A 19,497-nucleotide genomic window follows, 5' to 3' on the forward strand; every position below is an offset into this window, starting at 1 on the left:
ACCGAGCTTTTTCAGAAATCAAACATTAGTCCTATATAAGTTATGTGTAGCACATCGTAATGCTGATATTTGGTTTTAAGTAAGCAGAAATACTACTATAAGTACAAATAGCAAAAAGACCTTATCTTAAATAAGGTACTCTTATGAATATTAAAAATATCTAACACAAAAAAAGGTACTGTTAAGTACAATTTTCTAGTGTTTTTGAATAAAGAGTTTTGTTACAGCAATTTTGAGCTTAATCTCGTTGCTAAATCATGATTTTGTCAACGAAAAAGATCCTTTTGTCAACGAAACACATCTTTTTGCTAACGAAACACATCTTTTTGTCAACGAAACACATCCTTTTGTCAACGAAAACCATGATTTTGTTAACGAAAACCATGATTTTAGCTACAACAGCTATTGCATTCAGGGTAACAGCCTCTGAAAAACGGGAAGTAATCTACAAACCCATTGAGTATAAAATAACGCGATCGTGCAGCTTATTGGGCAAAATATGCTTTAGCACAGCTCCAATTTTGGCATCTTGTCCAACAAGATAGCGTGTTTTGGGTTTTTTTGCAGTCAGCGCATGAACAACAGCCTGAGCGACAATATCCGCAGAAATTCCCCTAGCTGCGATAATTTGCATTTTCTCACGGACAATATTCATCGCCTGACCGTAGAGACTTTGTGCTGTTTGGGATAGATCGTGCTGTGCTATTTCAGATTGACTTAACGACTTTTCCCAGATTGGGGTAGCGATGGAACCAGGTTCAATAATTGAAACCGAGATTCCCCAAGGGCGTAACTCCATCCGCATTACATCATTGAGTGCAACGAGCGCAAATTTGGAAGCATTGTAAGCGCCCAGAAACGGCGTCGGGCTTCTACCAGAAATGGAACCCATATTGACAATTCGGCCCCGGCTCTGGCGTAATAGACCAAGAAATGCTTGTGTCACTGCTAATTGTCCAGTGACATTAACCTGCATCTGGTGTTGAAATTCTGCGATCGCTAATAATTCCAACGGGCCTGGGACAGCAATTCCGGCATTATTCACTAAACCTAAAATCCCCGCACCACCGACTGCATTTGTTACCCGATCAACCGCAGCTGCGATCGATTCAGCGTCAGTAACGTCTAAAAAAATCGGAATCAGCCTTTGTGATCCTTTCTGTTTAAGTGTTTGAGCATCAATATCTTGACGCACCCCAGCAAAAACAGAGAAGCCCAACTGGTCTAAAAGCAAAGCACACGCCTGACCAATTCCTGTTGATGCTCCTGTAACCACTACTGTGCGCTGATTTCCTGCAACCATTAACTCTCTCCGTATGATGATGAAATTACTGAAATTACGAATTACGCATTAGTATCAATCTCTGCAAGTACCAGCACGAAGACAATCTTCGGTTTGGTCATCTCTAGCTGATATTTGCCACGGGAATTTATCTAACTGAGAATTTGTGTTGTGAACAACTAGAGCAGTTACTACGGGAAGCTGGTTTTCGACAATTGACATGTCACCACTACAAGTATTGCCTAGTTGAGCATTGTATAAATACACAGGCAATGCCATCAGTCCAATGCAAATTGTCCGATTCATAACACCTCAGCTAAAAATTTCCGATTACGCTATGTATGTATAGATACCACCTTGATGAACCGGATTTCCAAACTGAGTATTGTTATGATGTTGTGTCAATTTACTCAGCGCTAGCCGCAGAGACGTAATTTCTAAATTATCGGTTCCACTCTTTTTTTAGGTTAAACATTGCCTACAAGATGGCTTACTACTAATTTATGCAGATGCAATCCGAAAAAACAGGACAAAAAACCACAGCATTGAAAAACATATCTTGCTAGCCGCATTCCCCAGATAAAATAATGAAGAGTGCTGAGTCACCGCAATGGCCGATGACCAACAAAAAAACATATAAGCCCATAAATAACAGGACTTACGCAAAAATTGCCAAAAAGCTTAATTTATCGAACCGCCAAGACGCCAAGAACGCCAAGAATTGGTAGAGTGTGCGTAAGTCCTAAATAAATTAAATTTAGGGGATTGTTAATTTTAAATTTTGAATTTTAAACTCGGAGCGAAGCGACGTGACGCCTTCACAAGACGTAGATACTATAAACGTTCCCAACATTGACCCAGAAGAATATGACAACTCAGACACCGATCCTCTCGATGAGTTGCCAGGTGAAGTTGAAATGTCCCTTTTCGACCACCTCGAAGAGTTACGACAGCGCATTTTCTATTCGCTGATTGCCGTAGCAGTGGGTATTATTGGCTGTTTCTTTGCCGTTAAGCCGATTGTCCAACTACTTGAGGTTCCCGCACAAGGAGTAAAATTTCTTCAACTTGCACCCGGAGAATATTTCTTTGTCTCCGTGAAAGTTGCAGCATACACTGGCCTCATACTTACTAGTCCTTTTATTCTTTACCAGATTATCCAGTTCGTGCTTCCAGGACTAACCCGCCGGGAACGCAGGATACTGGGGCCTGTGGTTTTAGGTTCGAGTCTGTTATTTGGAGCAGGGTTAGTATTTGCCTATTTACTCCTTATCCCCGCAGCGTTGAAATTTTTTATCAGCTACGGAGCAGATGTTGTTGAACAACTTTGGTCAATTGATAAATATTTTGAATTTGTGCTGCTACTGTTATTCAGCACTGGTTTAGCATTTCAAATTCCGATTATCCAACTGTTGCTCGGTAATTTGAATATTGTCTCGTCTGAACGAATGGTTGCTGGTTGGCGTTACGTAATTATGGGAGCAGTGGTTTTAGGAGCCGTGCTGACACCTTCTACTGACCCTTTAACTCAGAGTCTTTTAGCGGGAGCAGTTTTAGGGCTTTATTTTGGTGGTGTTGGACTAGTTAAACTTACAGGTAAATAAAATAGGGAATAGGTGATAAGTGACAGGGAATAGGTAAAATTATTAACTAATTACTAATTATTCCTTAAACCTTGTTCGCGTAAGAGGGTATCAGACCATACAGCGTCTTCAGCTTTTAAGGGTGGTACTGGTTCTTTATTATAATCAATTGCTAAGTAATATCTTGCACGATTATATATACCATGCAATAAAGATTGCAAATCTACAATCGGTTCTGTATCTTCTGACTGTAACGGTAATAGAAATACGGGAATCGTTTCTCTGACGTTAAATCCATATAATTTAGCTTGAGGACGTGTTTCACTTCTGCTAACAATAATTTGATAATCTGTTACAGGCACTTCCCCTAAAATTGACATGGCTTTTCCACTTCTAAGTAAATCAATTTCGATTAAGTGAGAAAGACTAGCTAAAACTTGTTTGCGTTTCAGTTGATATGCTTTTCTGCCTTCGCCTGGGCGTTTATTTTTAGGAGATAAAACTTCGATAGAAGTTACCACAAAACCTGTAGAAACTTCTCGAATTTCTAAGTAATTTTCCGTGATATGTTCAGGTAACGGTATCATTACCGTAATGCCTTCTGACGTTTCTGTTTGGGTAGTAGTTGATGAATATTGCTGCGATGATTTGTGTTGAGAAAAAATAGAAACATCAGGTATACCAAATAATACAGAATCTGAGTCATCACTTAAATAAGTACGTTGTTCAATTGCAACTCGATACTGTGGGGGAATATTTTCTTCAATAGTATCTGCTATAGCTGTAATGAATCGATGATATAATTCTGACCAAAACACAGGATTTTCTAAATAAGGATTCATTCCGGGAAATGGAGAATTCATAGTTTTACTATCCTGAAATCACGGATTAGGATAATTCTAAATTAAGGAAGAAAAACTTGGTCATAATATCCATTCCGAAGAACGTTCGCCCAAATCTAGAGGAATGCTGACAGCTTTGCCAAGGCGGGGGCGATCGCGTGTTTGGGTAATATATGTTTGTACCTGCGTTGACCCACCCAAGGCATGAAGATAATTAGCAATGGTGTCAAGATGCTCTTGGTACTCCGCCTCGGTTAAGGGAAAAGAAGCTTGCTCCAAGTATTTCCACATGACTTGCAAAAATATCTTTCCCTGTGTCCGTCGAAACTGGACATCATAGGAATATCCCCACTTATCAAGCAACATCTGACGTAATTCCTGTCCTGTCATAGCTTTTCTCAATCAGATTTTACATTTAGTTATGATGTTAAGTTCCGTGACTCCAGTATGATAAGGATATAAAGAAATGTAATGCTAACAGAAAAGATGCTTTTTATATCTTGGAATAAAGAAGTATGGCATCTTTGTGAGCGCTAGCATTTCGACTTAGACAAGAGTTCCTCAAGTACAGTACTTTTGTCAAAATGCTTAACAAAATACACAAAGAGCGCGTAGATTATGGCTCAATTTTCTGAATCAGCAGACGTGCCCGATATGGGGCGTCGTCAGTTCATGAATCTGCTCACTTTTGGGACTGTCACTGGAGTGGCTCTGGGTGCATTGTATCCCGTTGTCAACTACTTTATTCCACCCGCAACCGGTGGTGCTGGTGGCGGGACAACGGCAAAAGACGAGCTAGGTAACGATGTTAGTGTCTCTAAATTTCTAGAAAACCGGAATGCAGGCGATCGCAACCTAGTCCAAGGGCTAAAGGGAGATCCTACCTATATTGTGGTAGACAGCAAAGAGGCGATCAAAGATTATGGCATTAACGCCATCTGCACTCACTTAGGTTGTGTAGTCCCCTGGAACGTTGCAGAGAACAAGTTTAAGTGTCCTTGTCATGGTTCCCAGTATGACGAAACTGGTAAAGTTATTCGGGGCCCAGCACCGTTGTCTTTACCTTTGGCCCATACCAATGTAAAAGACGACAAAATCGTTTTGACCCCTTGGACTGAAACCGACTTCCGCACCGGTGATCCAGCTTGGTGGGCTTAATCATTTTGTCCTTAGTCCTCTCTTACAAAGTTCTGTTCGGAGGAAACCTCCGCTCAGACTTTGCGCTTTGTTTAGGGCTTAATGACTAATGACTAATGACTAATGACCAATGACCAATGACTAATGCCTAATTCAATCGTTGCCCTTATTAGAGATGAGAAATGTTTTCTTAAAAGCGAGGTTAACTCGCAGCGCTAGAGCGATCGTCAAAACATTGCTCATAGCGATCGCTACTGTGACATTTTACTTCACCAGCGATCTAGCCCTTCCTCAATCAGCTGCCGCCTATCCCTTTTGGGCACAGGAAACCTATCCCGAAACCCCCCGCGAACCAACCGGGCGGATTGTTTGTGCCAACTGTCACTTAGCAGCCAAGCCGGCAGAAGTGGAAGTTCCCCAATCGGTGCTACCTGACACTGTATTCAAAGCTGTGGTGAAAATTCCTTACGATCTTAGCGCCCAGCAAGTTGGTGCCGATGGTTCTAAGGTTGGCTTGAATGTCGGTGCTGTACTGATGCTACCCGAAGGCTTTAAGATTGCTCCTGAAGACCGTGTTTCCGAGGAACTTAAAGAAGAAATTGGTGAGACTCCTTTCCAATCCTACAGCGAAGACAAAGAAAACGTCGTCATCGTTGGTCCCTTACCAGGTGAACAGTATCAGGAAATCGTCTTTCCAGTTCTTTCTCCCAACCCCGCAACTGACAAAAAGATCCACTTCGGTAAATATTCAGTCCACCTGGGTGCTAACCGGGGACGCGGACAAGTTTATCCTACTGGCGAAAAGAGCAACAACAATGTTTACAACGCTTCCGCTACTGGCACAATTACCAAGATTGCCAAAGAGGAAGATGGAGACGGTAACGTTAAATATCTAGTCAACATCCAACCTGAATCTGGTAATGTTGTCGTTGATACGATTCCTTTAGGGCCAGAATTGATTGTTTCCGAAGGACAAGCAGTTAAGACTGGTGAAGCTTTAACCAGCAACCCTAATGTCGGTGGATTCGGTCAACAAGATGCAGAAATCGTATTGCAAGATGCCTCTAGAGTCCAATGGATGATTGCGTTCATCGCTCTTGTAATGTTAGCTCAAGTTATGCTGGTGCTGAAGAAGAAGCAGGTTGAGAAAGTTCAAGCTGCTGAGATGAATTTCTAAATTCTTTGCTAAATCATTCTTTGTAGGACAGGCATGTTGCCTGTCTTTTTTATGGTTTTAAATTGGCGTTGCTAAATTTAGGTTTAAACTTCCGGCAAACGCAGACGTAGCAGAATCGTAGATTGGGTTGAACTTTAGTGAAACCCAACAAAGCCTTGATAATGTTGGGTTACCCTACCAATACTTTTCGGATAAACCCAATAATCTCTCTTTTGGTCTGGGGAAAGGTTAAAGGGCAAAGGGGAAAGGTAAATTCAAACCCTTTCCCTTTCCACTTTCCCCCTTAACCGAAAAGTATTGGGGTTACCCTACGGGATCTTGCTACGTTCCTCAACCCAACCTACACTAGTTTTATTTTTTAGCCTTAACTCAAGCGTATTGGGGCATAGTTAGCATTTGTATTTTTTGCAGTTTATGTACTACGCCTGTAAAGAAATTTGAAGTTTAGCGAAAAACTTTTAAAAATCTCTAGACTCTCTAGCCGACTAGAGAGTCTAGGATAAATTTAAGGCGACTCTGTTTCCAGTTATTTCTGAGTGTTGACTGGTTTCCCACAGTCATCCACTTTGTTTTAGCTAGCTGTTCCACTCTATCCCGTAAATCTATGAATCTCCAACTCACAGTTCCCGACATGGCTTGTTCTGCTTGTGCAAGTACCATCACCAAAGCACTTCAGGCAGTCGATGCCAATGCTAGCGTTCAGGCTGATCCTACAACCAAGCTTGTCAGTGTAGAAACTCAAGCATCAGAAACAGCAATCAAGGAAGCGTTAGCTGCTGCTGGCTATCCAGTTGCTTAAAGAAAGGAGATTGGGGACTAGGGACTAGGGACTGGGTGCTGAGATTCTTCTCTATATCCAATCTCTAATCCCCAATCCCCAATCCCTAATCCCCAATCCTTAATTCCCAATTCCCAGCATGGATACTCTCACACTCAAACTTCGAGGCATGAGTTGCGCCGCTTGCGCCAACAACATCGAAAAGGCAATTCGCTCTGTTCCTGGGGTAAGGGACTGCAACGTTAACTTTGGAGCAGAACAAGCCACCATCAAGTACGATCGCTCTCTAGCCAATTTAGAGAAAATCCAAAGTGCGATCGCATCTGCGGGATACTCTTCTTACTCACTCCAGGAAGAATTGCTCACCGAAGAAGATGATGCAGAGAAAGCTATTAGGCAAGCTTTACAACGCCAACTCTCCTTCAAGGTAACAGTGGGAGGTATTATCAGCATTTTCCTATTTTTAGGGTCGTTGCCCATGATGACTGGGTTGAACTTGCCCTTAATTCCAAGCTTCTTACAAAATCCTTGGATACAGTTAGTGCTGACAACTCCCGTCGTCTTCTGGTGTGGTGGATCTTTTTACCGCAATGGTTGGAAATCTCTCAAGCGCCATACGGCGACGATGGACACGCTAATTGCTTTGGGTACAAGTGCAGCGTATCTATATTCTTTGTTTGTTACTATTTTCCCGAAATTTTTTATTGTTCAGGGCTTAATACCTCATGTTTATTATGAAGTTGCCGCCATTGTCATTACCTTAATTTTATTGGGGCGGTTGCTGGAAAATCGCGCTAGAGGACAAACTTCTGAAGCCATTCGCAAACTTATCGGATTGCAAGCTAAAGATGCCAGAGTCATCCGTGATGGAATAGAAATTGATGTTCCCATCGCCGAAGTCAGAATTAACGATGTGATTTTGGTGCGTCCTGGTGAAAAGATTCCCGTAGATGGTGAAGTGATTACAGGTGCTTCGACGGTAAATGAAGCGATGGTGACGGGTGAAAGTTTGCCAGTCAAAAAGCAGCCAGGAGATGAGGTGATTGGGGCGACGATTAACGGTGCAGGTGCTTTTCAGTTTCGGGTGACGCGAGTCGGAAATGATACGTTTTTGGCTCAAATTGTCAAACTAGTACAACAAGCACAGGGTTCTAAAGCACCAATTCAGCGTTTGGCAGATCAAGTTACAGGATGGTTTGTACCAGCTGTGATTGCGATCGCAATCGCTACTTTCGTCATTTGGTTTAATTTCACTGGCAACCTCACCTTAGCAACAATGACAACGGTAGGTGTACTAATTATTGCTTGTCCCTGTGCTTTGGGTTTAGCTACCCCCACTTCTGTAATGGTGGGGACTGGCAAAGGTGCAGAAAATGGCATTTTGATTAAGGGTGCGGACAGTTTAGAACTAGCACACAAAATTCAAACTATCGTTCTAGATAAAACTGGTACTTTGACTCAGGGTAAACCCACTGTTACAGACTTTGTAACTGTCAACGGCACAGCTAATGGTAATGAAATCAAGCTTTTACAGTTAGCAGCAACGGTAGAACACAATTCTGAGCATCCTTTAGCAGCAGCAGTGGTGAAATATGCCCAGTCTCAAGAGGTGAATTTAACAGAGGCAAAGAACTTTCAGGCTAATGCAGGTAGTGGTGTTCAAGGAGTTGTTTCAAATCAGCTTGTGCAAATTGGTACACAACGCTGGTTAACAGAACTTGGAATTAACACCGTAAGTCTCCAGCAGTATAAAGATGACTGGGAAGCGGCTGGTAAAACAGTAATTTTGATTGCTGTAGATGGTGAACTGCAAGGGGTAATGGGTATTGCCGATGCCCTCAAACCTTCTTCAACAGCAGTAGTGAAAGCCTTACAGAAGTTAGGTTTAGAAGTAGTAATGCTTACCGGAGATAATCGTAAAACTGCTGATGCGATCGCGGCGCAAGTTGGCATCCAGCGAATCTTTGCCGAAGTTCGTCCAGATCAAAAAGCAGCGATTATTCAATCCCTTCAAAGAGAGCAGAGGAAGCAAGCAAACAATTATTATTCTTCCTCATCCCCCCACTCCCCACTCCCGACTCCCCAATCCCTTGTTGCAATGGTAGGCGATGGTATAAATGATGCCCCAGCCCTAGCACAAGCTGATGTAGGAATCGCTATTGGGACGGGAACAGATGTAGCGATCGCAGCTAGCGATATCACTCTGATTTCTGGCGATTTGCAAGGAATTGTAACAGCTATTCAACTTAGTCGCGCCACCATCAACAATATCAGGCAAAATCTCTTCTTTGCTTTCATTTACAACGTTATTGGTATTCCCATTGCGGCCGGAATTTTGTTCCCCATCTTTGGTTGGTTACTCAATCCAATTATTGCCGGCGCTGCGATGGCTCTTTCTTCGCTCTCTGTTGTTAGCAATGCCCTCAGATTGCGTAACTTTCAACCAAAAACTATCTCATAATTTCAGGATAATTTAGAAAATGTTCAGTAAAAAAATGCTTTGGGGAAGCCTAACAGCTTTAGTGCTTCTCACTGGAACATCAGATGTAGCATTAGCAGAAATGGCAGCCCACTCGCCAGAGCAAAACAGCCAGTTTCACCAGATCGAGCAACCTTTGGGCTTGAAAGTTGGGGTTGCGATCGCAGGTTTAGCCTTGATTGGACTAGAGTTATGGTGGTTTCTTCTCTATAAAAGTCCTGAGTCATAGATGAGGAACAAAAAAATTGCTTTATTTTTTAATTTTTAATTCCGCCCTGCCGTACTAATGTTTTGAATAATCGGACAAATTGTATCCTCATGCTGTCTGCCCATATTCTTCCAGCCTGAAAGTAATCCCTTTATTTCAGATCGTAAAGTTACCAACTGATCAATTTGGTGATCAATTTGCAAGAGTTTCTCTTCAAGCTTTTCTTGAATTTCACCACAAGGAGCTTGTCCTTGGTCATAAACCTGAAGAATATTTCCGATCTCCTCTAAGCTAAGACCAAGATTTTGTGCCCTTTTAATAAATGCTAGACGAGTCAGCACATCAAATGAAAACTGACGGAAGCCTCCCTCTGTTCGTTTTGATGATTTAATTAAGCCTAAACTCTCGTAATAGCGAATTGTCCTAATGGGGATTTTGCTTATATCTTTTACCTGACCAATTAAAAGCAGTTTTGTCTCCTGAGTTAACACGGCAGATTTCCCAACTATTGTAACTATTATTACATATTTTTCTTGTTAACTCATTTGATTTAGCAAAATGTTAGCATCAGTAGTTTAAATTTTGATCTAGTTAGAGATATTACTAAGTTGTGATTTTTCAAATATCTATTTTTAATGGATATTAGATTATATGGACTGATATTTATCTAGCATAATTTTAACATTTTAAATAAAATTAGCTCAATATTTTGCCTTTTTAATTTGCTCCATTGATTGGGTAGCTGTTTCTCATGGTACTGAAAGTAACTGTTTTTTTCTAGTTGTCATGTTACTTCTAGATCAACAGCTTCACCTCAAGTGAAACCATAAAAATGAATCTCAACTCGCAGACTTTTAGCTCAAACCGTAAACCTAAAAACTTCAATAATCCAGAACATTTTATTGAGGGATGGTATTGGGTAATACCCTCTCGAAATCTGCGGGTGGGTGAAGTAAAACCTGTCACGATTTTGGGCAGAGAACTAGTGATTTACCGGGGTAAAGACAAAAGAGTAACTACCTTTGATGCCTACTGCCCACACATGGGCGCTCACCTTGCTGAAGGCAAAGTTGAGGGTAATGCACTACGTTGTTTTTTCCATCACTGGAAGTTTGATGCTGAGGGGATGTGTATTGATATTCCATGTTTAGATACACCGCCTTCTTTGAAGTTACAAACTTGGCCTACTGCTGAGAAATACGGCATGATTTGGGTTTGGACTGGAGAAATACCACAACAACCTTTACCTTTTGTTCCAGAGTTAGAACAAAAAGAGTGTGATGTCGCCATCCATTCTCACTTTGTGATGAACTGTCACCCCAATGTGGTGATGATTAACCCTATCGATGGTCAACACCTCAATACAGTCCACAAACTGCCAATAGAAATTATTTTTGAAAAACAGGAACTGAACGAGAATGCAATTATCTTCAGTAATATTACACCCATCAAAGACAATTCCTCTGTCATTAAGCTCATCCGTCTTTTCTACAAAAATGCCATAACATACAGTATTTGCTATTGGTACGGTAGCATTAGCATTGTGACACTTGGCCCCGATTTCTTCCATGTCCACACGATGTTAGCAGTTCGCCTCCACGAAGGGGGAAAAGCTGAAGGTCAAATCTTGTTGATCGCTAATAAACGTAAAGGAATTTTTGGTTGGCTATGCAATCGAATTGTGCTATGGCTGACCAAGATTGCAGGTAAGTTCTTTTTTATGGGTGACATCAAGGTTCTGCAAACAATTCAGTTTGATTTGAAAACTCCCATGAAAGTAGATCAGCCAATCATGCAGTTTATTAACCATGTTGAAAAACAGCAATTCCTAAGGTGGGGGACTTGGCAAGAAGTGCGATCGCGCGATGTGGAAAGCAAGCCCAAACGTGAGAGATGGCAAGATAAAATGAATAATGACTAATATCATGTCTATATGCCCAGAATTCTGTTAGGCTGCTCAATCAATTAAATGCACGCTAAATCATAGCATTGTCAACAATCTTTGCAACAAATGAATCGGCTTTAGGGGCGTATATCTGTACGTCCCTAAAAATGTAGGTATATCAGGTATTTCGTCAAATTGTATAACAATTAATAAAAGTTCAACTAAATTAGTTTTAACTTTTAATTTATTTTTTACTGGGCTACAAGAATAAATAAAAAGAAGTGGCAAAGCCACTTCCTAATTCCCAGGTAGAACCTAAGTTATGAGTATAACCACTACAAAAATTTGAAATAGTATAAATCAACACCAATTAACTTAATATCTATGTTTTCCTTATTTTCTGGGTTAGGAAATCCTGATTCTCATCAGCCAAATAACTGTATATTTACATAGCCTCATAATTGCAATGCAGACTCAATTTTATCTAGTTCATCGCTAAGATATGCTAGTTTTGCCTCTTCATCAAGAAGTTGCTGTTCTAATTGAAACTTAACTGCCGTACCAGCCTCAATAGCTACAGCTTTCGTCATCTGCTTAAACTTCTCGCTGCGGATGTCAAATTCTGCCTGAAGTACGTCTAGTTTTTGTTGCGATCGCAGTCGTTGTCCAGGAGTTAAGCTAGTAGAAACTGGACTAGTTTCAATAGTTGCTGCTTCACCAGATAAAAATTTACTTCCACCAGCGTAATAGCAAAGGGGAAAATTATCACCCAAATCCAGTACTTTATTTACAAACGGGTGTTGCGGCCCTGATGCTCTTTTTGGCACTTGGTCAAACAAGTAGACTAAAATATCAAGAATACGTGCATAACCATCTTTATTCACCGCTGCTTTACCTTGCAAGGCTTCTAACAAGCAATCGGTGAAAGCACTATAAGGTTGACCCGTGTAAGAATATTCATCTTCTCGCGAAGAAGCAACCACAACTCGACCGCTTCCTGTTGCTAGTACATTTAACAGTTCCGGCGGTAAGGGCGATTTTACAAAGGTTTCCCCTGGTTCCTTCAAATCTGGAACGCCACCAGCATGACAGCAATCTAATAAAACTACGAGTTTACGCGCTGTAATTGCTTCAATTTTTTGGGTAAATTCTACACCTGAGATAGCTGTGTCTGCACGTTGACTGGGGTCATAGCCGAATGGTACAAGGAAGTATTCATTGGTGCGCTGGATGCGTCCACCATGACCAGAGTAGTAAATGATCACAGTTGCATCAGGATTTTGATTTACCTGGGTGATGATTTGGTCAAAAGCTGCGAAGATGTTTTGCCGAGTTGCAGAGGTTTCGGTGAGGAGTGTGACTTGTTCTAGTGGATAGGCGGCGCGATCGCCATCAATCAGTATATCTCGTATAGCCGTTGCATCTTTGACTGTGACTGGTAAATCAGCACCTACGCCAATGAGTAATGCATAACCGTTGCTAAAAGTTTGGTTTGTCATACGGTGGATGAGAAATCCGTAGCTGCTAGCTTGTCGTTAGACATCGCCTTTTATACTCTATAACTTGTGGAGAAGTGCGATCGCTTTCATTAGATATTTCACCATCGCTGCCATCCTTATCTTATTTACCACTGCCTTCCCTTACAAGGCTTCTAATAAACAATCTGTGAAAGCATTATATCGTTTGCGTTGTGCTTAAGGTTGAATCGGCACAAACTCATAGTTGTCAGTGCCAGGTATCTGTTGAACTTTGACTAAGAAGATGGCATTATTTGTGCGATCGCCTGATGGTGAAAACTGAATCTTTCCCGTTGCACCATCGACTGAAAAACTCGGACTATGCAACACCTTTTGTAATTCATCGCGTCTGTTGGTATTGGTTCGTTGTAAACCTGCGATGATCGCCAAAGTTGCATCATAAGCTGTAGCTGTTCGCCAATTGACAGTTGCACCCCAAAGTTTTTGGGCTTTTTGCGGAAAGATGTTATTAGGAAATGCTGCGGGATACCAAGGTGCAGAGATTATCAGTCCGTTGATACCGCTGCCATTCTTTAAGGTTTCGTCAGTGAAAAGTGTAGGACTACCAAATACAGTCAACTGCCCTTGATTAGATTGTGCCACCGCTAGACCTTGTTTTATTTTGTCTACATAAAGACCTAACACTAAGGCATTAGCACCGCTACGTACAGCTTGAGAAATGACAGCACGAGGATTAAAGTCACGGCCAGAAATATCGCACTCTGTAGAATTAATCTGAGCGTTAGCAGTTTTTATCGCATTAACAAACTCATCGTTAAACGACTGATTATCTATCCCTTGGTAATCAACACAGATAAGAAAATTGGTTTTCCCCGCTATTTTAATAGCGTAATAAGAGACGCTATCTGCTATAGATTTAACACTAGGAGCAGTGCGGAAGATATAATTGCCAACCCTATCAAGGTTTTGGGCAAAACTGGTGGGAGAAATCATCACTAACCCATCTTTTTGATAGACTGGGGCTGCTGAGAGAGAAGCATTACTAGAATTATGTCCCACGACAGCTAAGATGTTGGTATCTTTGCCAAACCGAGTGGCAAGCTGTGCAGATTCACTTGGATCATTATCATCATTAGCGATCGCTACCTCCAATGCTTTGCCATTGATACTGCCACTGCTATTCACCTCATCTTGAGCTTGAGCCACACCGCGCAGTATCTCTTTTGCTACATTTGAATTTGTCCCAATAGGTACGCTCACAGCAATTTTGAGCCGATTTTCTTTTTGACGAGCCTTAGCATTATTCAAGTAAATCAATGCTTCTGGGTCTGTGCTGTTAGCTTTGCGATATAAATTTAACTTATTAATAGCAGTTTGACAATCACCATTTAAAAATGCTTGAACTCCAGCTTCTTTATCTGAGTTTGTATCTTGTTTTAATAAAATTTCTTCACCCAGGCTAATTCTGTCATTCAAACTATAGGTCTCTTTAGGACATAATGAGTTTTGTGTAAGTTGAGATGTATGAAATCTAAAAATGTATATTCCTGTGCCTCCAATCAGCGTTCCTAGAGCTAATATAGATAAAAAGAATAGTGATGAAATTCTACTTCTTTTTAGCGCGTTTTTCTGGTTAGCGAGTTGCTCGAATAGCTCTGGAAGATTTGCTTTTATCTTTTCGGGAATAGGTAAATCAACTCCGGCAACCCGTATTTTATTTTCTCCTTCTAAGATTTTGCTAACTTGATCTGTTGCAGCCTCCAAATTCCCACGGGCTAACTTTCCCATTCCGCGTGCATAACTGAGTAAAGGATCGAATTCAGCTAATGGTTGTGCAAATATTTCTGTTAATGATACGATTCTTATCAGTTCTGCTTCATTATTAAAATCCAATTTATCGAATTCCAATGCCAATTCATGAGCTACCTTATTAGGCTGCGTGTATGCTAAAGCTGTCCACTGCTGCGTTAGAGCAAAATCTTGAATATCTGGATCTTTACTTTCAAGTTTTGGCCTTACATAGTCGAGTAAAAAGTTTGATAGTTCATTAATCCGCTGTTGACCAAATTTTTTATCTTCCTGCAAACGACTCAACAACAGATTTCGTACTGTTAAATCCATCTCGTATAGTTCATATCCGACTTCATTACACAAGCTTGAAACCAGCAAATCTGCTACTGCTACCCAAGGGATACCTAACACTTGGTCATCAATATCCCGTTGGAACTGAACCCATAGACGATACAACAAATCTGGTGTGAGTGCTAAGGGAAAAGCAGCATGATATGCTAAATATAGATGAGCTTTGCCGAGTTTTGCAAAAGACTCAATGCGTTGCTTCGCAATTTCTTCAAGTCTAATCTTGCTCATATTATTTGCCTCTCAAAGTTAGCAAAGCGTCCACGCAGCACAGCAATAGCATCTTGTAAACCTTGGTGGCTAAATTCAAACATGGGGACAAGATGGGCAATTTCTGCGGCTGTTGTACCAAGCCAACGCTTTCTCGGCATAGGATTAAGCCAAGCAATATAACGTACCCGTTGTTTCATTTGGGCAATAAATTGTTGAGTTAATTCGTAGCGTTCGTCGCTATATCTGCCACGAACAGCACCAGCATCACTAAAAATCAATACAGCAGTTCTATTTGAGCAAATATGGGTAACAATATTAGTGATTAATTCTGCTTGCTGATGATGGGGGTCGTGGTAAAGATATTCAATAGGGCAATTGTGAAAGTAGTAAATTCCAGATTTGCCCAAACGTCCCCCACGCAAGGCAGTTTCTGCCAACCGCCGTGATAGCGAGTGGAAAGGCACCATTGAACCATCTTGGTCAATTAGTAAGAGTAATTCTGATTTATTCACTCGACGGGGTATGAATACAGGTTCAAGCAATAAACCTTGGCATCCAATCTGGTGAATAGTTGCTGCCATATCTAACTCTATTTTTGGCCCTTCACGTACTGGGTGGCGCAAGTAACGCCAAATTTGTTTCATTTGTCGCTCGGTTACAGGCAAATACTCGCTAGTCAAGACGAGGCGCGTGGAAACAGTTTCTTCATTTCTGTTGGTAGCTTCTAGAACTGCTTTGACTGCTTGTACCTCATCTTCTATCGTCTGGGTCAATTTTGCAGCCAGAGATGAATTAGCTGTAGGGGTTACTTGTAAATGCGAGGTACTTTCAACAATGCGCTGTTGATTATTTCGCCTAACTAACCACTTAAAAATAATGGCTGTAACTAATAAAAAACTCCAAAAAAGCCAATCTGAATGGTTTGGGTTTGGGCTTGGGTTTGAGTTCGGCTTTGGTGTTTCAATTGCTTGGGGTGTTGGTTTTGTGGTTGAGGATGGTATCGGGTCTGAGATTGGTGTTTGAATTGGCTCTGGTGTTTGAATTGGCTCTGGTGTTTGAATTGGCTCTGGTGTTTGAATTGGCTTTTGTAAAAATAATCCAGCACCCAAGGCAATAGCAACTCCGATAAACCCCAAAATTACGTAGCGGGTAATCGGAGAAACTTGATGCTGTTCGGATTGTGTATGCAATGTTTCCGCAGTTGACAATCCAGACTCATTACCTATTACCAGTTCAAAATGATCTTCAAACAGCTGCTTTTCTTCAGATGATTTGATCCACAAAGTCTGACACAGACGTTTCAAAGCAGCTTGGTCATTAATTCCAAAGCCGGCTTGCATCGCTTGTAGAACTAACTGATATTCCTCTATGCCAAGTGGTAAGCCAGCATCGCACAGTTTGGTAAACAGTTCCAGCAGAGGCAAATCATTCACATCCACGGCTTTGTCTCAAATAACGTAAATGGTCATCCCACCTTTTTAGCAACACGCCAGCATAAGGTATCTTGCCATCCAGTTTTGCCAGAGCTTCATCTTCAGGATAACGGCGCAGAACGCGAAACCAATCAATTAATTCGCTAGTGCTGACCTTTTTGCCAGCCTCCCCCTTGTCTTCTTGCATTTTTTCCCGCAGACGCCAGAAGCTATCTATGGCTTGCTTCACCAAAGCTTCAGGTGAAGTAGGAAACAGAGCATTAACAATTTCCATTAATCGCTCACGACTTGGAAATTCGACATAGTGAAACAAACATCGACGCAAGAAGGCATCCGGTAAATCCTTCTCATCATTACTAGTGATTAAAACAATTGGTGCTGCTTTGGCCTCAATTTTTTGTCCTGTTTCCTCCACAAAGAATTGTTTTTGGTCTAATTCCAATAGCAAATCATTAGGAAAATCAATATCAGCTTTATCAATTTCATCAATTAACACTACCGTGCGCTGCTGTTGCTGAAATGCTCGTCCTAATGGCCCCCAGCGTACATAGCTAGTCGGGTCATCAATTCGCAGAATTTGTTCTGGTGTTAGGCGACTGGAGGTTGCAAGTTGGGCATCACGCAACCGTCCCACGGCATCGTAAATATACAAACCATCTCGCGCTCGACTGGTGGATTTAACATACCAAGCTTCTAATTTCAAATCTAGCTCGTAGGCAACTGCACTTGCCAGTAAAGTCTTCCCACATCCTGGTTCTCCCTTCAGTAGTAAGGGGCGTTCTAAGTAAATCGCCAAGTTCACCGCTTCTACCAGTTCGGGGTTAGGAAAATAGGGATATAAAAGCTGTCCGTTCGCGCCTCTTTCTCCTAACTGTGGCTGAACTTTACCTGTATATTCCAAGAGTTTTCCACCTACGGCTTGAACCATATTTGCTCCCATTCACAATTAGACAAGCGACAAATTTCTTGTAAGGCGGGTTCTGGAATGCCATTCTCACTGTTTTGGAGTATGTCACGTACTGCTTTATCTACCTCTACCTCTGTTGCCAAGTCGATTAGCAGTTCCTCGGCTTCATACTTTATCCAAGTAACTAGCTCATTTTCGGAAAATTCGGTAATTATAGGTAGCTTAATAGGGGTATCCGGTTCCCAATCTGGGTTGAGTTGCTCTGCAAAAGAAATATTCCAACTGCCCACACAGCCTTCATTGTCAACCAAAAACATGAATAGCTGGAATTGATTGGTTTGTCTAGTAGTCTCCCTAGCTTTAATCACCAATGGAAACCAGAACTTAAGGATCATTTCTTGCAAAAAAGCTTCAGACAGGTGATTCACATTGTCAAAAATCAGCAAGATGGTTTGAGTTCGCGACCATTTGTAAACTCTTTCTATAATGTCCGAGTTTGAACTTCCCCAGCCAAGACCGACCCCATAACTGAGTTCACGCCATAGTGCAGCAACATCACTTCTACGGGCAATGCGGGTAAGGTTAATTACCACTCTTTTAGCGTTAACGTTCTTGCTAACATACTTTGACACCAACCGATTCAATAACCAGCCTTGTCCATACCACAGTGAGCCATGAATCAGGAAAGCTGCTACAGAATGAGCTTTAATAAATTGTCGGAATGCTCCCGTCTGAGTTTGATATCCCAATTTCAATAAAGCACGATACACCCTTCCACTAGATAAAGCTTGTTCTAGTGCATCAAGCTGTTGAGTTAGTTCGTTGAGTTGTGTTTCAGTTTGTTCAATTTCCTTTTCCAGTTGGAAGCGAATGGCTGTGCTTGCCTGGATCGCCCAATCACGCCGTAGCATTTTTTCCTTTTCTATCAGTAAATCATATTGCTGTTCTAATGCTTGGCGTCTACGCTCTAAGTACTGTTCATCGGACATTCAATTACTTTTTTAGTGAATAATCTTTACTCAAAAGGAGTAGCCAGAATGTTGATGTAGGAATCTGAGCGATCGCCTATTGTTTCAATAGCTGAAACATCATTCTGACCATAAATGTAACTTATGTAGTTTCTTATAAAAGTAATTTACCACTTCCAGACCTAGTATAAAAATCTGGTTTAGATAGTCCGCTTTTGCCTAAGCCAGCAAATTAAATGTTTAGCAGCCGATCATTGCTCACTAGGATTACAATACAACGATAATTTCTTCTAACCTGATTCCCAGAGGTTTCCAATGGGGATTGCTTGAAGAAAAAGTACTATCGCCAGATACCGCTTGGTAGTCATTGGGATATTTCTGAGCAGCATTAGGAGCAGTATCTACTCGCAGGATGAGTTTGCCCTGATAGCTAGATAATCGGCTACTATCTAACAAAATAGTACCGCCGTAGTCCCACGCCAATCCATAGAGTTTAAAATCACCTAATTTCTTACGTAACTCACTCAATGGGGTTCCCACTCCGATACCTTCGCGGGTTTTCCAAGCCCAACCCAAGTTACGCACATCTAGAGGTTTAGTACGAGTATTATCACTCCAAACTACTAGCAGAGAGCGTCCCTGATTTAGATTTACCTGAGTAGCTGCAAAACTACCAATTCCTTCAGCACCAGAAATGGTTTTATCAACGAGATGAGATGCACCAAATAGCTTGGCTAAATCTTGCTTGGTGGTTGTGCGTGTTATCGGCCCAACTCTTTCCCCAGGAACAATTAAAGTGTCTTTTAACGGTTGGGAACGCGCATTAGTTGGCGGTTGATTGGTTTTCTGGGGTAATGCAACTACTGGGTTAGTTAATAGTAAAGCTAATGCAGCTATAGCGATACCTTTAATAGATGGGTTCATAGTCTACCTCTGCGGGAATTTGATTTAGTTATTGCTTTTGGGTTTTAACTTATACAATTTCCCA

The 19,497-nt window shown here is 41.4% G+C and carries 18 protein-coding genes; 7 read left to right on the forward strand and 11 right to left on the reverse strand.

Features of this window, described 5'->3' with window-relative positions; genetic code table 11:
• Nucleotides 1-445: 445 nt before the first annotated feature.
• Together RMY00_RS07165 and RMY00_RS07170 are read right to left on the reverse strand one after the other, a co-directional pair.
• Nucleotides 446-1,303, reverse strand: a complete 858-nt coding sequence (locus RMY00_RS07165; RefSeq protein WP_322646884.1) for an SDR family NAD(P)-dependent oxidoreductase — start codon at nt 1,301-1,303, stop codon at nt 446-448.
• Nucleotides 1,304-1,357: 54 nt separating this feature from the next.
• Nucleotides 1,358-1,588 carry a hypothetical protein gene (locus tag RMY00_RS07170; RefSeq protein ID WP_322646885.1) on the reverse strand — a complete coding sequence of 77 codons (231 nt, stop codon included), beginning with the start codon at nt 1,586-1,588 and terminating at the stop codon, nt 1,358-1,360.
• 503 nt (nt 1,589-2,091) lie between these two features.
• On the opposite strand from RMY00_RS07170, the gene tatC reads away from it, so the two are divergent.
• Nucleotides 2,092-2,886: a twin-arginine translocase subunit TatC gene (gene tatC, locus RMY00_RS07175; RefSeq protein WP_109011576.1), complete on the forward strand. Its 795-nt coding sequence runs from the start codon at nt 2,092-2,094 to the stop codon at nt 2,884-2,886.
• Between the two features lie 53 nt (nt 2,887-2,939).
• On the opposite strand, the gene RMY00_RS07180 is transcribed toward tatC, so the two are convergent.
• Nucleotides 2,940-3,728: a DUF4058 family protein gene (locus RMY00_RS07180; RefSeq protein ID WP_322646886.1), complete on the reverse strand. Its 789-nt coding sequence runs from the start codon at nt 3,726-3,728 to the stop codon at nt 2,940-2,942.
• A 60-nt stretch (nt 3,729-3,788) separates the two neighbouring features.
• Nucleotides 3,789-4,097, reverse strand: coding sequence for a DUF3067 family protein (locus tag RMY00_RS07185; protein ID WP_322646887.1), 309 nt, complete (start codon nt 4,095-4,097; stop codon nt 3,789-3,791).
• A 228-nt stretch (nt 4,098-4,325) separates the two neighbouring features.
• Here RMY00_RS07185 and petC point away from each other — a divergent pair, with 228 nt between their 5' ends.
• From petC to RMY00_RS07210, 5 genes are all read left to right on the forward strand, one after another.
• Entirely contained in the window at nt 4,326-4,865 is a 540-nt protein-coding gene (petC, locus tag RMY00_RS07190; RefSeq protein ID WP_322646888.1) for a cytochrome b6-f complex iron-sulfur subunit, read from the forward strand.
• Between the two features lie 154 nt (nt 4,866-5,019).
• On the forward strand, nt 5,020-6,021 hold the full coding sequence (gene petA / locus RMY00_RS07195) for a cytochrome f (protein WP_322646889.1): 1,002 nt from the start codon (nt 5,020-5,022) through the stop codon (nt 6,019-6,021).
• Between the two features lie 604 nt (nt 6,022-6,625).
• Entirely contained in the window at nt 6,626-6,820 is a 195-nt protein-coding gene (locus tag RMY00_RS07200; protein ID WP_322646890.1) for a heavy-metal-associated domain-containing protein, read from the forward strand.
• Between the two features lie 118 nt (nt 6,821-6,938).
• Entirely contained in the window at nt 6,939-9,260 is a 2,322-nt protein-coding gene (locus RMY00_RS07205) for a heavy metal translocating P-type ATPase (RefSeq protein WP_322646891.1), read from the forward strand.
• A 19-nt stretch (nt 9,261-9,279) separates the two neighbouring features.
• Nucleotides 9,280-9,507 carry a hypothetical protein gene (locus tag RMY00_RS07210; RefSeq protein WP_322646892.1) on the forward strand — a complete coding sequence of 76 codons (228 nt, stop codon included), beginning with the start codon at nt 9,280-9,282 and terminating at the stop codon, nt 9,505-9,507.
• Nucleotides 9,508-9,542: 35 nt separating this feature from the next.
• Here the strand turns inward: RMY00_RS07210 and RMY00_RS07215 are convergent, their stop codons facing one another.
• Nucleotides 9,543-9,977 carry a heavy metal-responsive transcriptional regulator gene (locus tag RMY00_RS07215; protein ID WP_322646893.1) on the reverse strand — a complete coding sequence of 145 codons (435 nt, stop codon included), beginning with the start codon at nt 9,975-9,977 and terminating at the stop codon, nt 9,543-9,545.
• 341 nt (nt 9,978-10,318) lie between these two features.
• On the opposite strand from RMY00_RS07215, the gene RMY00_RS07220 reads away from it, so the two are divergent.
• Entirely contained in the window at nt 10,319-11,407 is a 1,089-nt protein-coding gene (locus RMY00_RS07220) for an aromatic ring-hydroxylating dioxygenase subunit alpha (RefSeq protein WP_322646894.1), read from the forward strand.
• A 419-nt stretch (nt 11,408-11,826) separates the two neighbouring features.
• Here RMY00_RS07220 and RMY00_RS07225 read toward each other — a convergent pair whose 3' ends face one another.
• The 6 genes from RMY00_RS07225 to RMY00_RS07250 form a co-directional block, all read right to left on the reverse strand.
• A complete protein-coding gene (locus tag RMY00_RS07225) occupies nt 11,827-12,870 on the reverse strand; it encodes a caspase family protein (RefSeq protein WP_322646895.1) in 1,044 nt (347 codons plus the stop codon).
• A 195-nt stretch (nt 12,871-13,065) separates the two neighbouring features.
• Nucleotides 13,066-15,219 (reverse strand): ABC transporter substrate-binding protein, encoded by a 2,154-nt coding sequence (locus RMY00_RS07230; protein ID WP_322646896.1) that lies wholly within the window; start codon nt 15,217-15,219, stop codon nt 13,066-13,068.
• Entirely contained in the window at nt 15,216-16,640 is a 1,425-nt protein-coding gene (locus tag RMY00_RS07235; protein ID WP_322646897.1) for a hypothetical protein, read from the reverse strand. The genes RMY00_RS07230 and RMY00_RS07235 overlap by 4 nt, the downstream gene beginning before the upstream one ends.
• A complete protein-coding gene (locus RMY00_RS07240) occupies nt 16,627-17,562 on the reverse strand; it encodes a MoxR family ATPase (protein ID WP_322646898.1) in 936 nt (311 codons plus the stop codon). The genes RMY00_RS07235 and RMY00_RS07240 overlap by 14 nt, the downstream gene beginning before the upstream one ends.
• Nucleotides 17,547-18,530 carry a hypothetical protein gene (locus tag RMY00_RS07245; protein WP_322646899.1) on the reverse strand — a complete coding sequence of 328 codons (984 nt, stop codon included), beginning with the start codon at nt 18,528-18,530 and terminating at the stop codon, nt 17,547-17,549. The genes RMY00_RS07240 and RMY00_RS07245 overlap by 16 nt, the downstream gene beginning before the upstream one ends.
• 246 nt (nt 18,531-18,776) lie before the next feature.
• Nucleotides 18,777-19,433: a hypothetical protein gene (locus RMY00_RS07250; RefSeq protein WP_322646900.1), complete on the reverse strand. Its 657-nt coding sequence runs from the start codon at nt 19,431-19,433 to the stop codon at nt 18,777-18,779.
• Between the last annotated feature and the right edge of the window lie 64 nt (nt 19,434-19,497).

Source organism: Nostoc sp. ChiVER01, assembly GCF_034531155.1.
Taxonomy (GTDB): Bacteria; Cyanobacteriota; Cyanobacteriia; order Cyanobacteriales; family Nostocaceae; genus Nostoc.

Excerpts from the sequence above, each read along its gene's own strand:
- RMY00_RS07245 (WP_322646899.1), bottom strand. The coding sequence starts at position 18,530 with ATGTCCGATGAACAGTACTTAGAGCGTAGACGCCAAGCATTAGAACAG.
- RMY00_RS07210 (WP_322646892.1), top strand. The coding sequence starts at position 9,280 with ATGTTCAGTAAAAAAATGCTTTGGGGAAGCCTAACAGCTTTAGTGCTT.
- RMY00_RS07180 (WP_322646886.1), bottom strand. The coding sequence starts at position 3,728 with ATGAATTCTCCATTTCCCGGAATGAATCCTTATTTAGAAAATCCTGTG.
- RMY00_RS07240 (WP_322646898.1), bottom strand. The coding sequence starts at position 17,562 with ATGGTTCAAGCCGTAGGTGGAAAACTCTTGGAATATACAGGTAAAGTT.
- RMY00_RS07220 (WP_322646894.1), top strand. The coding sequence starts at position 10,319 with ATGAATCTCAACTCGCAGACTTTTAGCTCAAACCGTAAACCTAAAAAC.
- petC (WP_322646888.1), top strand. The coding sequence starts at position 4,326 with ATGGCTCAATTTTCTGAATCAGCAGACGTGCCCGATATGGGGCGTCGT.
- RMY00_RS07165 (WP_322646884.1), bottom strand. The coding sequence starts at position 1,303 with ATGGTTGCAGGAAATCAGCGCACAGTAGTGGTTACAGGAGCATCAACA.
- RMY00_RS07200 (WP_322646890.1), top strand. The coding sequence starts at position 6,626 with ATGAATCTCCAACTCACAGTTCCCGACATGGCTTGTTCTGCTTGTGCA.
- petA (WP_322646889.1), top strand. The coding sequence starts at position 5,020 with ATGAGAAATGTTTTCTTAAAAGCGAGGTTAACTCGCAGCGCTAGAGCG.
- RMY00_RS07170 (WP_322646885.1), bottom strand. The coding sequence starts at position 1,588 with ATGAATCGGACAATTTGCATTGGACTGATGGCATTGCCTGTGTATTTA.
- RMY00_RS07185 (WP_322646887.1), bottom strand. The coding sequence starts at position 4,097 with ATGACAGGACAGGAATTACGTCAGATGTTGCTTGATAAGTGGGGATAT.
- RMY00_RS07205 (WP_322646891.1), top strand. The coding sequence starts at position 6,939 with ATGGATACTCTCACACTCAAACTTCGAGGCATGAGTTGCGCCGCTTGC.
- RMY00_RS07250 (WP_322646900.1), bottom strand. The coding sequence starts at position 19,433 with ATGAACCCATCTATTAAAGGTATCGCTATAGCTGCATTAGCTTTACTA.
- RMY00_RS07230 (WP_322646896.1), bottom strand. The coding sequence starts at position 15,219 with ATGAGCAAGATTAGACTTGAAGAAATTGCGAAGCAACGCATTGAGTCT.
- RMY00_RS07225 (WP_322646895.1), bottom strand. The coding sequence starts at position 12,870 with ATGACAAACCAAACTTTTAGCAACGGTTATGCATTACTCATTGGCGTA.